11 protein-coding genes are annotated in these 12,559 nt (G+C 73.7%); 7 read left to right on the top strand and 4 right to left on the bottom strand.

The genetic code is table 11. The features are described from left to right. Positions 1-9 precede the first annotated feature (9 nt). From ABGB11_RS09580 to ABGB11_RS09570, 3 genes are read right to left on the bottom strand one after another with little or no spacing between them, the layout of a single operon-like run. Entirely contained in the window at positions 10-876 is an 867-nt protein-coding gene (locus ABGB11_RS09580) for a polysaccharide deacetylase (RefSeq protein ID WP_347630989.1), read from the bottom strand. A 34-nt stretch (positions 877-910) separates the two neighbouring features. After that, a complete protein-coding gene (locus tag ABGB11_RS09575) occupies positions 911-2,041 on the bottom strand; it encodes an NADH:flavin oxidoreductase (RefSeq protein ID WP_347630987.1) in 1,131 nt (376 codons plus the stop codon). A 49-nt stretch (positions 2,042-2,090) separates the two neighbouring features. Beyond that, positions 2,091-2,663: an urea carboxylase-associated family protein gene (locus ABGB11_RS09570; RefSeq protein WP_347630985.1), complete on the bottom strand. Its 573-nt coding sequence runs from the start codon at positions 2,661-2,663 to the stop codon at positions 2,091-2,093. Between the two features lie 218 nt (positions 2,664-2,881). Here ABGB11_RS09570 and sigJ point away from each other — a divergent pair, with 218 nt between their 5' ends. Together sigJ and ABGB11_RS09560 are read left to right on the top strand one after the other, a co-directional pair. Next, positions 2,882-3,763 carry an RNA polymerase sigma factor SigJ gene (sigJ, locus tag ABGB11_RS09565; RefSeq protein ID WP_347630983.1) on the top strand — a complete coding sequence of 294 codons (882 nt, stop codon included), beginning with the start codon at positions 2,882-2,884 and terminating at the stop codon, positions 3,761-3,763. A 70-nt stretch (positions 3,764-3,833) separates the two neighbouring features. Then, entirely contained in the window at positions 3,834-4,985 is a 1,152-nt protein-coding gene (locus ABGB11_RS09560; protein ID WP_347630981.1) for an FAD-dependent oxidoreductase, read from the top strand. A 16-nt stretch (positions 4,986-5,001) separates the two neighbouring features. On the opposite strand, the gene bglX is transcribed toward ABGB11_RS09560, so the two are convergent. Next, entirely contained in the window at positions 5,002-7,302 is a 2,301-nt protein-coding gene (gene bglX / locus ABGB11_RS09555; protein ID WP_347630979.1) for a beta-glucosidase BglX, read from the bottom strand. Positions 7,303-7,595: 293 nt separating this feature from the next. On the opposite strand from bglX, the gene ABGB11_RS09550 reads away from it, so the two are divergent. The 5 genes from ABGB11_RS09550 to ABGB11_RS09530 all read left to right on the top strand — a co-directional run bounded on the left by ABGB11_RS09550 (position 7,596) and on the right by ABGB11_RS09530 (position 12,541). Next, positions 7,596-9,044: an FG-GAP repeat protein gene (locus ABGB11_RS09550; RefSeq protein WP_347630977.1), complete on the top strand. Its 1,449-nt coding sequence runs from the start codon at positions 7,596-7,598 to the stop codon at positions 9,042-9,044. Positions 9,045-9,174: 130 nt separating this feature from the next. Beyond that, positions 9,175-9,759, top strand: coding sequence for a hypothetical protein (locus ABGB11_RS09545; protein ID WP_347630975.1), 585 nt, complete (start codon positions 9,175-9,177; stop codon positions 9,757-9,759). Continuing rightward, positions 9,756-10,910 carry an FAD-dependent oxidoreductase gene (locus tag ABGB11_RS09540; RefSeq protein WP_347630973.1) on the top strand — a complete coding sequence of 385 codons (1,155 nt, stop codon included), beginning with the start codon at positions 9,756-9,758 and terminating at the stop codon, positions 10,908-10,910. The genes ABGB11_RS09545 and ABGB11_RS09540 overlap by 4 nt, the downstream gene beginning before the upstream one ends. Before the next feature lie 81 nt (positions 10,911-10,991). Next, positions 10,992-11,840, top strand: a complete 849-nt coding sequence (locus ABGB11_RS09535) for a hypothetical protein (RefSeq protein ID WP_347630971.1) — start codon at positions 10,992-10,994, stop codon at positions 11,838-11,840. Between the two features lie 86 nt (positions 11,841-11,926). Next, complete coding sequence (locus ABGB11_RS09530; RefSeq protein WP_347630969.1) at positions 11,927-12,541, top strand: TetR/AcrR family transcriptional regulator; 615 nt, start codon at positions 11,927-11,929, stop codon at positions 12,539-12,541. The last annotated feature ends 18 nt before the right edge of the window (positions 12,542-12,559 follow it).

Raw genomic sequence — 12,559 nt, 5'->3', positions numbered from 1 at the left:
CGGCACGGGTCAGTCCGGGTAGACGTCCGGGTCCACCCGCGGCGGGCGGTGCGGACGTGCCTCGACCCCGGGGTCGGCGAGCGCGGCCTCGGCCACGTCCCTGCAGCGGGCGAAACTCACGTCGCCGCACTCACGCGCGTACTCGATGAACTGCCGCAGAGCCATCGCCCGCCCCGGACGCCCGGACAGGAACGGGTGCACGCACAGGTTGAACAGGCACCGGTAGTGCCGCATGCCGTCGAGCTCCGTGCGCCACAGTTCCAGCACCTTGCGCGGCGACTCGATGACCGACCCCACGTCGGGCTCGGGCAGGTAGGCGTACTGCTCCCAGTCGTCCAGTGACCAGTGCACCGGCAGCTCGACGATCTCGCCGGCCGCGGCGCCCACCCGGTACGGCCGGTCATCGCCCATCAGGGACGAGTCGTAGCGCAGCCCGTACTCGGCCACCAGCTCCGTCGTCAGCCAGGAGGCCTCCCACAGCGCCGCCCGGTGCCCGGTGATCTCGATCCCCTGGTCGCCGAACACCTCCAGACCGCGCACGAAGTCCGCGCGTTCCTCCTCCGGGGTCATCGACGTGGCCGGCCGGTGGGCGTAGGAGTGGTGCGCCACCTCGTGGCCGCGCTCGACGATCGAGGCCGCGAGGCCGGGCCGCTGCTCGGCGACCCGGCCCGGCACGAAGAAGGTCGCCGGCACCTCCATCTCGTCCAGCAGGCCGAGGATGCGGGGCAGCCCGACGTCCGGCCCGTAGGCCTGGTGCGACATGGTGCTCGCGTGCGAGGCGTACCGGCCGCCCCGGGCGAGGACCGGGGTCTCGGCGTCCACGTCGAACCCCAGCGTCACCACCGCGGCCGCCCCGCCGTGCCACTCGGCGCTCATGTCCCCGCTCCTCCCGTCGCGCCCGCCCGCCGCCTCAGACCTCCGCACCGGCCGCCAGCCGCCAGCGCCGGACGTTGTCCAGGGTGACCATCGGCGACAGCATCGCATGGTCGAAACGCTCCGGCTCCTTCCCCGCCGCCAGGCGCCGCGGCAGGTCGGGGTGGACGAGCGCGGCCCGGCCGATCGAGACGAAGTCGGCGTGGCCGTCCCCCAGGACCTGCGCGGACAGGGAGGCGTCGTGCATCCCGCCGTTGGCGATCACCGGCAGGCCGCTCACCCGCCGGGCCAGCCCGGTGATGGTGAGCCCGCCGGCCAGCCGCGCGGTGTCGAGCCAGTTCCGCCCCTCGCTGGCGATGTGCAGGTACGTCGCGCCCGCCTCGGCCAGCGCGGTGAAGATCACTTCCGCGTCGTGGGAGCCGCCGGGCCAGCGGTACTGGAAGTCGTTCACCTTGGTCTGCGACAGCCTGACGCCGACGCACAGGTCCGGCCCGACCTCGGCGCGGATCGCCGCGACGACCTCGGCCGCGAGCCGCACCCGGTTCGCGACCGGCCCGCCGTAGGAGTCCTCCCGCAGGTTGGTGTAGTCGGTGAGGAACTGGTCCAGCAGGTAGCCGTTCGCGGCGTGGACCTCCACCCCGTGGAAACCGGCCCGCTCGGCGTTCACCGCGGAGGCGACGAACCCGTCGACGGCCTCCTTGATGTCGGCGGAGCTCATCTCCGCGGGCGCCGGCCACGGGCCGTGCCCGCCGTACTCGGGCATCTTGACCCCCTTCGGCGCCACGGCGGACGGCCCCGCGGTGTCGTCGCGGTAGGGGTTCCCCTGCGACAGCGCGCCCGCGTGCATCAGCTGGGCGACGATGGAGCCGCCGGCCTCCCGCACCGCCGCGGTGACGTCGCGCCAGGCGGCCACGTTCCGCTCGGACACCAGACCGGGCTGGTTGAGGTAGCCCTGGCTGTAGACGGTGTCGGTGAAGATCCCCTCGGTCACGACGAGCCCGAAGCCGCCGCGGGCGAACTCGCCGTAGTACTCGGCCATCTCGGGCGTCGGCGTGCCGTCCGGCGCGGCCGACACCCGTGTCATCGGCGCGACGACCAGCCGGTTGGCGGTTCGCAGGTCACCGATGTTTCCCGGCTCCAGCGCCGGATGCGATGCCTTGGTGCTCATCCTCGGTCTCCTTTGCTCGTGATCGGTCCGGAGCCCGCCCGGGCCCCGTTCACAGGACGTCGATCGCCAGCGGCGTCAGGCCGCCGCCGTTGATGCCGGCCAGATCCTGCGGGCATGCCGACAGCACGACCACGCAGTCCATGGCCGCCTCGAACGTGATCGCGTCGCCCGCGCGGCTCTCGGCCGTCAGCCACCGCAGCCGCCCGGACTCCTCGACCGGGATCCGCATGAACACGTTGACCGGCTGCGGGGTGACGGGCACGGCCAGCCCCATCCCGGCCAGGGCCAGGTCCAGGTTCTGGGCGCACGAGGCATGTCCGGGCGCGCCGAGGGCCTCGTAGCGCGCCGCGTCGCACGCGGCGATCAGCATGTCGTGCGACCCGGGCGAGGTGTCGTCCGCCAGGGTCAGGATCGGCCGCCGGCGGCCGGTGACGAACGACTCGCCCACCTCGGGGAACAGCCGGCTCGTCACGCTGCGGGTGTGCGCGGCGCTCAGATGCTCGCGCGGGTCGTCCGCGGCGAAGGCGAACAGGTCGCCGACCTGCCCGCCTTCCACGTCCACCACCCGGACCCGCTGCCCGCCGCCCACCCGGACCGCCCGGCCTTCTCCCGCGGGTACCACCGTTCGTCCTGTCGTCGCCATGCCGGCAAGCAGACCACCGCCCGCATCGGTCGATCGATAGAGATATCTCTAGTGTTTGGGGCAGATGCTATATGTTCCTCCACGTAGGAGCGGGAATAGGCCGGTGACAGGCACGCGACCCGCCGTCCGCGCACGAGACGGATCGCCGGCCGCGAACGCCCGAAACCGGCGCTGTTCCGGCTTCGCGGACATCTAAGGTGACCTTCGTGGAGGCGATGCGCGAGTTGTCGGAGGCCGACTGGGAGACCCATCGGCCGGCGGTCTTCGGGGCGGCCTACCGGATCCTCGGCACCGTCACCGAGGCCGAGGACGTCACCCAGGAGGTCTGGCTGCGCGCCGCCGCCGCCGACCTGTCCGAGGTGCGGGATCTGCGCGCCTGGCTGGTGACCGTGGCCGCCCGGACGTCCTACAACGTGCTGAACTCGGCGCGCGTCCGGCGCGAGTCCTATGTCGGGCCCTGGCTGCCCGAGCCGCTGCTGACCGGGCCCGACGCCGCCGCCCGGGTCCTCATGGACGAGTCGGTGAGCACCGCGATGCTGGTGGTGATGGAGACGCTCACTCCCGCCGAACGTGTCGCGCTGGTGCTGCACGACGTCTTCGGCTTCCCGTTCGACCGGATCGCCGAGGTGCTCGGCGCCACGCCCGCCGCCGGCCGCAAGCTCGCCTCCCGGGCGCGGGCGAGGGTCGCCGCGGTCGAGGAGCGGCCCAGGGCGTCCAGGACGGAGACCGAACGCGTCCTGAGGGCGTTCCGGGCGGCCGCCGAGGCGGGCGACATGGCCCGGCTCGTCGAGCTGCTGGATCCGGAGGCCGTCTACGTCGCCGACGGCGGCGGCGAGGTGACCGCCGCGCGCAGGCCGGTCCGGGGAGCCGAGCGCATCGCCGTGCTGGCGGTCAGGCAGGTCGAGATCCGGCGGCCGGACGCGTTCTCGATCATCGAGGTGAACGGGCGGCCGGCCCTTGCGACCTACCGCGGCGGCGAGCTGGTCTGGCTCGACACCGTGGAGATCGCCGGCGGGCGGATCACCGCGCTGCGGAGACTGGCCAATCCCGAAAAGTTCGTGCACATCGGTCACATCTGACGCCGCCGTCTTGACTCCCTGCCGACCCCCTTCCGATCCCCCCGGGGGGCGAGGCTGAGAGGACGGAACGATGGCCCACGTTGTGATCATCGGTGGCGGATTCGCGGGCGTGTGGAGCGCGGCGGGAGCGGCGCTGGCGCGGCGGAACGCCGGCGCGGACCTGCGCATCACGCTCATCGCGCCGGACGAGCACCTGGTGCTCCGGCCGCGCCTGTACGAGCCCGAGCCCGACCTGGCGAGGGTGGACCTCGGCAGGATCCTGGCGCCGATCAGCGTGGACCACCGGCGCGCCCGGGTGAGCACGATCGACACCGCCCGGCGCGTGGTGGTGGCAGGCGGTGAGGAGATCGCCTACGACCGCCTGGTGCTGGCGGCGGGAAGCGCGCTCGTCCGGCCACGGGACCTGCCCGGCGCCGAACGGCTCTTCGACATCGACACCCTGGAGGGGGCCCGGCGGCTCACCGCCCGTCTGCGCGGCCGCAAGGACTGCTCAGTGGTGGTCGTCGGAGCCGGATTCGTCGGCCTGGAGGCCGCGACCGAACTGGCGGCCCGCGGCCGGGTGCTGCTGGTCGACCGGTCGCCGGTGATCGCGCAGCCGCTCGGTCCCGGCCCGCGCGAGGCGATCGAGGCGGCGCTGGACGGGCTGGGCGTCGAACGCCGCCTCGGCACGTCCGTGGCGGAGGCCGGCGACCGGCACGCCGTCCTGTCCGACGGCACCAGGGTCGAGGCGGACGCGGTGGTCTGGGCCGCGGGAATGCGGTCCAGCGGGCTCACCCGGCAGATCTCCGACCGGCTCGACCACCTCGGCCGGGTGCCGGTGGACCGGTGGCTGCGCGCCCTCCCCGAGGTCTTCGCCGCCGGCGACACCGCCGCGGCGGCGTTCGACGCCGGCCACACGGTCATGCAGGCCTGCCAGCACGCCACCCCGCTCGGCAAGGTCGCCGGGTACAACGCGGCGGCCGACCTGCTCGGCGTGCCGCCGCGCGACTTCACGCCCGGGCCGTACGTCACCTGCCTGGATCTCGGCGCCGCCGGGGCGGTCTTCACGCGCGGCTGGGACCGCCGGGTGATGGCCTCCGGCCCGGAGGGCAAGGAGATCAAGCGGCGGATCAACCAGGCCATCCACCCGCCGGTCGACGACGCCGAGAAGATCCTCGCCGCCGCCGACCGGGTGTACATCGCGCTCCCGTTCTTCCCCCGCGACGAGGAGACCGCCGCATGAACCAGGGCGCCCCGGGTCAGCGGGACGTGACCCGGAAGGCGGCGCCCAGCTTCGCGGTGGAGCTCGCACCCGCGTACACGTTGATCGTGCCGGGCTCCACCACGAAGCGGCCCCGGTTGTCGTAGAAGCCGACGTCCTGCCTGCCGAGCTTGAACGTCACCTTCTTCGACCGCCCGGGGGCGAGCGTGACCCGCTGGAACCCGCGCAGCCTGCGCACCGGCTGGGAGATGCTCGCGACGGGGTCGTTGATGTAGAGCTGGACCACCTCGTCCCCGCTGCGCCTGCCGGTGTTCCGGACGTTCACCGAGACCGCGATCTCGCCGTTCGCCGGCATCGTCGCCGAACTGAGCTCAAGGCCGGAGATGGTGAACGTGGTGTAGCTGAGCCCGTGGCCGAACGGGTAGAGCGCGTCGCAGTGCGGCAGGTCGCGGTACCGCGAGTTCCACTTCACGCCCGGGTCGCAGGGGCGCCCGGTCGGCTCGCGGTTGTAGTGGATGGGGATCTGCCCGAGCGTGCGCGGGAACGACACCGGCAGTTTCCCGCCGGGATTGACCTTGCCCAGCAGGACGTCCGCGACCGCGTTGCCGCCCTGCACTCCCGGGAACCAGGCCTCCAGGATCGCCGGGGCTTTGGAGGCCACCGTGGACAGCGTCAGCGGGCGCCCGTTGACCAGCACGACGACGAACGGCTTGCCGGTCGCCTTGATCCTGTCCAGCAGCCGCTCCTGCAGCCCCGGCAGGCCGATGTCGCTGCGGGACGCGGCCTCCCCGCTCTGGTTGCTGGTCTCGCCGAGCACGAGCACGACCTGGTCGGCGTCCTCGGCCGTCTCGACGGCCGCGGGGAAGCCCGCGTCGGACCCGCACTCGTCGGCGGGAGTGTTGTCCGGCGGGTCCTTGGCGATCATCTCGCAGCCGGCGGCGAACGTGGTCCGCGGGTTCTGCGCCTTGAGGCCCTCGTAGACCGAGACGGCGTCCTCGTCCCGGCCCTGCCCGGACCACGGGCCGAGCATGTCGTGCCGGGAGTTCCCGAGCGGACCGATCACGGCCGTCTTCTTTGCCGGGTCCAGCGGGAGCGCGCCGCCGTCGTTCTTGAGCAGGACCATCGAGCGCCCGGCCGCCTTGCGCGCGGCCGCCACGGCGTCGGGGCGCAGCTGCGCCGCCTCGGCCTTGGACGGGTCGACGTAGGGGTGCTCGAACAGCCCGGCGCGGAACTTGACCCGCAGGATCCGCCGCACCGCGTCGTCGATGCGCCGCATGGAGATCCGGCCCTGGGCGAGCAGCCCGCGGCCGTTGTCGCGGATGGTGGTGCTGACCATCTCCGAGTCGGTGCCCGCGTTCAGCGCGGCCTCGGCGGCGCCGGGACCGTCGGCGGCGACGCCGTGGCCGCAGGGGCCCTCGTCGGGCTCCTTCGGCGGGCAGGCGCGCAGCTCCGCGACGGCGGTGTAGTCGCTCTCGATGAAGCCGTCGAACTTCCATTCGCGCTTGAGGATGTCGGTCTCGATGTACCGGTTGGCGCATCCGGGCACGCCGTTGAGGCTGTTGAACGAGCACATCACCGTGTCGGCGCCGGCGTCGATCGCCGCCTTGAACGGCGGCAGGTAGAGGTTGCGCAGCCGCTGCTCGGACATCTCGGTGGTGCTGTAGTCGCGGCCGCCCTCCGGCTGGCCGTACGCGGCGAAGTGCTTGGGGCTGGTGACGACCTTCCCCGGCCTGCCGTAGTCGCCGCCCTGCGCCGCCTTGACCCGGGCGGCGGCCATGACCCCGTTCAGGTACGGGTCCTCGCCGCCGCCCTCGACGATCCGGCCCCAGCGGGGGTCGTGGGCGACGTCGACCATCGGGCTGTAGATCTGCTTGATCCCGACGGCGGACGACTCCCGCGCGCCATAGAAGGCGTCGTCGGCGGCCACGGCCGGGTCGAAGCTGCTCGCCGCGCCGAGCGGGACCGGGAAGACGGTGCGGTAGCCGTGGATGGTGTCGTAGGCGAACAGCATCGGGATCTTCAGCCGGGACTGCTCCACCGCGATCCGCTGCAGCCGGTTGATTTTCACCGGGTCGGTGAGGCTGAAGACCGAGCCGAGCCCGTTGCGGGCGTCCTCGTCCGTCACCTGCGCGTCGGAGAGCAGCTGGATCTGCTGCAGCTTCTCTTCCAGGGTCATCTTGGCGAGCAGCGCGTCCACCCGGTTCTCGATGCCCTGGCCCGGCCGCTGCACCGGCTGCAGGAGTTGCTCGTTGCTCGCCCACGTCGTGGCCGAGGTACCGCCGGCGGTGAAGGCGAGCAGCACCGTGAAGGTCGTCGTGACCGCTGCCAGGCGTCTCATCCGGCCCATACCTGCTCCCGGTTCGGGGGCGCCGGTGCTGGGCGCGGCGCCCGGGTTCGTCCCCCGGAAACGGCGTGCGTTCACACGAGTGGTCCAGGCCACTGGTCTGGCGAGCGTGATCATGTGGAGCGAACCACGGGCGTCCGATGTGTGTCAAGGGACTGCCGGGCCCGCTGAGGGAGCGGTGACCGCGGCGGCCGTGCGAAGGGAACGGCGCGGTAACCCGTCGCGGGGCATCGGGCGTCTCCCCTATGAAAGTGATCATGCAGCAACCCCCGCGGGAAGAGGCGTTCATGAGTAGACGGCGAAGGATCGTGGGAGTGGCGGCGGCGGCCGTGCTCGCCGCGCCGGTGCCGGCGGTCACCGCCCGGGCTGCCGAGAACTGCGAGCTGCAGGCGGCGGCGGGCGACCCCGCCGCGGCGGTCGACGGGCAGGCCCGGGCCGGCGCGGTCCAGGTGCGGTGCGGCGACCGGTGGCTGACGGTGCGGCAGGGCGCGGGAGGCCTGGGTGAGCGGCCCGAGGCCGGCGACCGGTTCGGCGCGTCGGTCGCGGTGGCCGACATCGACCGCGACGGTGCCGCCGACCTGGTCGTCGGCGCGCCCGGGGAGAACGACGGCGCCGGCGCGGTGCACGTGGTCTTCGGTCCTGGGCGGGACGGGCAGCCGGCGCCGATCACCCTGCGGCAGGGCGGCGGCGGAGTGCCCGACCGGTCCGAGGCGGGCGACGGCTACGGGTCCGCCGTGGCCGCGATGGGCGGCACGGTGCTCGTCGGCGCGCCGGGCGAGGACCTGGGCGACAACGAGGCCAAGGCGGACGCCGGCTCCGTCCACGTGGTGTCGATCAGCGACGGCCGGGTGGGCGGCGTCACGGTGCTCGACCAGGACCGGCAGGACTTCGACGGCACCGTGGAGGCCGGCGACCGGTTCGGCGCGTCGCTCGCGGCGGGCTCGTTCGACAAGCCCACCGCGGTGATCGGAGTGCCGGGCGAGGACGTCTCGGACAAGAAGGACGCCGGGATGATCCACATCGTCGAGGACCCGGTCGTGGCGATCGAGGAGACGGGCATCGGCCAGGACTCGGCCGGGGTGAGCGGCGCGTCGGAGCCCGGCGACCGGTTCGGTGCGAGCGTCGCGGCGGCCTGGGACCCCTCCCTGCCGGTGCGCGTCGTCGCCGGGGCGCCCGGCGAGGACCTCGGCGACGCGGCGGACGCCGGGATGGTGACCGTCTTCGGCTACGACGGCCGGCAGGCCACCGAGGTCCTGGCCGTCCACCAGGGCACGGCCGGGGTGCCGGGGGCAAGCGAGGACGGCGACGGGTTCGGCGCGAGCGTGGCCGCCGGCGTCATCGAGTCGGCGTCGCTGCCGGGCCCGGAGGTGTCGGTGGCGATCGGCGCGCCCGGCGAGGACGTGGGCGACCTGGCCGACGCGGGCCGGGTGCACGGGGTGCAGGTCGGGGCCTTCCCGCGGGTGGACGGGGCCATCACCCAGGACACCGACGGCCTGGGCGAGGACCCGCGCGCGGGCGCCCGGTTCGGCGCGGCGCTGGCGTTCGGCCCCGGTGCGGCGCGCGTCGTGGCCGGCGCCCCCGGCCACGCCGGCAAGGGCGCCGCGCACGCGATCCCGTGGCGGGCGCTGTTCGGCACGACCGTGGTGGCGGACAACTGGTTCGCCGGCCGCGACGGCGTGCCGGACGTCGGGTCGGCGTTCGGGTCGAGCGTCGCCTCGGACCCCGCCGCCGGATAGCGGGCCGCCGAGGTCGGCGGACGATGGAGCCGCATGGGGATGTGCACGGCCCCATGCGGCTCCGCCGGTCTTCGGTTCGCCCATGGTGTGCGCTCTGGCGGGCGCGGCCGGCGATGCGATACTCGGGGGCATGCGTGTGGGGTTGGCCCATCATTTCGGCTGGGCCGTGGCCGTCGCGGCATCGGCCGATCACCGGGTGGCGGACCGCCGGCGGATCGAGCTGGTCGAGCCCGGCGTACCGGAGGCGCCCGTCCACCACCTGGCCGTCACCGTCACCGACGCCGAGGCCGCGGAACTGGTGGCCCGGGTCCGGTCGTCGGCGGCCCGCGCGACCGCGGCCTCGCTGGACGACCTCGCGTCAGCGCTGGGGGAGCCGATCGTCTCCGTCTCGCTCCGCGCCTGGCCGCCGGACTTCCCCGAGGACATCGCCGTCCAGCGCCGCGTGCCGTACGAGAGCCGCGCGGACTCCGTCATGTACCGCCAGGTCGTGGCCGAGGCGGCGCAGGCGCGCGGATGGGCCGTCCACCTGTACGAGGCCAAGGACGTGGAGAGCCGGGCGGCCGCGATCCTGGGCGCGAGAGCCGAAGAGGTCCTCCACGGCCCGCGGGCGAGGCTCGGACCGCCCTGGACGAAAGACCACCGGATGGCGCTCGCGGCGACGATCGTGGCCGCCGGGCTTCCCGTCGTACCGGGTGCACTGGAGGCGTCGCCATGACCACGTTCGTCGTCGTCGGGGCGGGCCTCGCCGGAGCCGCGACCGCCTGGCAGCTGGCACGGCGCGGCCACGGGGTGACCGTGCTGGAGCGCTCCGCACCGGCCAACGCCCAGGGCAGCTCGCACGGTTCCGCGCGGATCCTCCGCTACGGCTACCCCGACCCGTTCTACGCCCGGCTGGTCGTCGAGGCGCGGGCCGAGTGGGACGAGCTGGAGCGCCTCAGCGGCGAGCGGCTCATCACCCCGACGGGGTCGCTCGACTTCGGAGCGGGCCGGGACCCGGCGGCCCTGGCGTCGGTGTTCGAGGACGTCGGGGTCGAGCACGAGCTGCTCACCACCGCCGAGGCGGCCGCGCGCTGGCCGCGGTTCAGCTTCGCCGACGACGGCGCCGGCGTGCTGTGGCACGCGGCAGCCGGGGTGATCGACGCCGAGACCGCGGTCGCGGCCATGCTGCGGCTGGCCCGGGACGACGGCGCCCGCGTCGAGACGAACTGGCTGGTGGCCTCGGTGGAGCGGGCGGGCGCCGGCCATCGGGTGCTCAGCTCAGACGGGCGTGCCGAGGAGACCGAGGCCGTCGTGGTCACCGCAGGCGGCTGGCTGCCCGACCTGGTCGACGGGCTTCCCCTGCCGGAGGCCTTCCGGGCCGCGATCCCGCCGCTCCAGGTGATGCAGGAGAACGTCTTCCACTTCCCCTACCGGGACGCCCCGCAGGAGCCATGGCCGACGTTCATCCACAAGCCGCCGAGCATGCTGGTCTACGGCCTGCCCGGCGGGCGCGACGCCGCCCTCCCCGACGGCCGGTCGGGCCTGAAGGTGGCCGAGTACAACGGCGGCAGGCCGATCCGGAGCGCGGCGGCGCGGAACGGCGCGATCGACCCGGCCAACCGTGAGCGGGTCATCGCCTACGTCCGGGAGACCCTGCCCGGCCTCGTTCCCGAGCCGTACGCCGAGACGACCTGCCTGTTCACCAACACCCCGGCGGAGGACTTCGTGGTCGACGGCGCCGGCGGGATCACCGTGGCCTCGCCGTGCTCCGGACACGGCGCCAAGTTCGCGCCGCTCGTCGGCCGGATCGTCGCCGAGGCGGCGTCGGGTGAGCGTCCGGCCCCGAAGCGCTTCCAGGTGGGCGCGGCAGGGGAGAGCCTTCTGTAGCCGTGACGGCACGGTCGGTGACTCCGTGCCGGGGCAGACTGCCGGTGGGGTCGGCGAGTCCGCGACGACCGTGGAGGCCCCGTGGTGGAGGACAGGAACGCGATCTTGTGGGGGGCCGCCCCCGAAAGGCTGAACGGCTCGGACTTCCCGGCGATGGACCGGCGGTTCGGCCCGCTCACGATCCGGAGGAGCTACCAGCCGGCGGCCGCGGGGATGCCCGCGAGCTGGGCGGAGTGCAACGGCGGCGCCGACGTCGAGAAGCGGGCGTCCTGCTGGTCGGGCAAGCCGCCCGTCGCCGCGATGGCCGACGGGTCCCTCGACCGGCGGACCCTGGCGTTCCTGCGGTCCATCCCGCGGAGCCACGTCGCGTTCGTCAGCATCTGGCACGAGGGCGACGCCAAGATCAGGCGAGGGGAGTTCTCGGCGGCGGCGTACAAGGCGGCGCTCCGGCGGTTCTGCCGGCTCGTCAGGCGGGTGCAGGCCGAGGGGCGCCCGCGCCTGTACACCATCCAGATCCTCACCACCTGGAGCGGAACCTCCCCGTCGGCGGGCACGACGTACGCCGACACCTGGCCCGGCGACGGGCTGGTGGACTGCTTCGGGGTGGACGGCTACTCCCACGTCGGGAGCGGGGCGTCCCTGTGGGGCCCGGCCGTGCGGTTCGCCCGGTCCAAGGGCATCGCCTGGGCGGTCCCGGAGATCGGCTACGGCAGGACCGGCACCCAGGACGTGCGCTGGATGCGGGACCAGATCGCCTACCTGACCAGCACGCCGGGCGGGGGCGGGCGTTCGAGGGCCGCGTTCGCGTGCTGGTTCAACACCGACGGGCCGATCTCCACACCGACGCCGGGGACCAGGTCCTCCTGGCTCGCGGCGGCGAGGGCGGCCAGCCAGGCCTACCACAGCGACCACACGTCCTTCGTCCTGTAGCCCGGGATCGCGGACGTTGCCGTGACTTGAACCCGCCATGACCGGACGCGCGTTTGGCGATGCCCGATCCCGCGTACGGTGACGGCATGGCGTCCGTCGTTTCGCGGCAAGAGGTCATCGACGTGGCCACCCGGCTCTTCAGCGAACTCGGCTACGACGGGACCTCCGTGCGGCTCATCGCGGACGCCGTGGGCGTCACCCCCGCGACGATCACCGAGGTGGCCGGCGACAAGCGCGCGGTCTACCTGGAGGTGATGCGGCAGGCCTTCGAGGCCGAGCGCGTCATGCTCGACAAGGTCGTGTCCGAGACCGAGCCCGGGCGCGGCGCCGTCCACCACATGATCGACGCCTACCTGGACTTCCATCTGGCGCATCCGCACAACCGCCTGCTGTGGGCCCACCGCTGGGTCGCCGACGCCGCCGACATCACCGAGCTGGAGGACCGGTACGCGCGGCCCCTGATGCACATCGCCGTCCGCCAGATCCGCGACGTGGTGCCGCCGGACGTCAACCCCTTCTACATGGTCGGCACGATGGTCTGGTGCGTGCACGGCTACCTGGGCTCGGGGCTGCTCCAGAAGTCGCCGGGCATGCGCAGGTCCGACGACCCCCGCGCCGTCGCCTCCTTCCGAACGCACATGCACGTGATGATGGACCGGCTCCTGACCCCCCGCGACCCCGGAGAGCCCGACCCGTCCTGAGGCCCGGCCGGACATGGC

The sequence above is a fragment of the Actinomadura sp. B10D3 genome, assembly GCF_039871695.1.
GTDB lineage: Bacteria > Actinomycetota > Actinomycetes > Streptosporangiales > Streptosporangiaceae > Spirillospora > Spirillospora madurae.
This window is presented reverse-complemented; position numbering and strand designations above follow the sequence as displayed.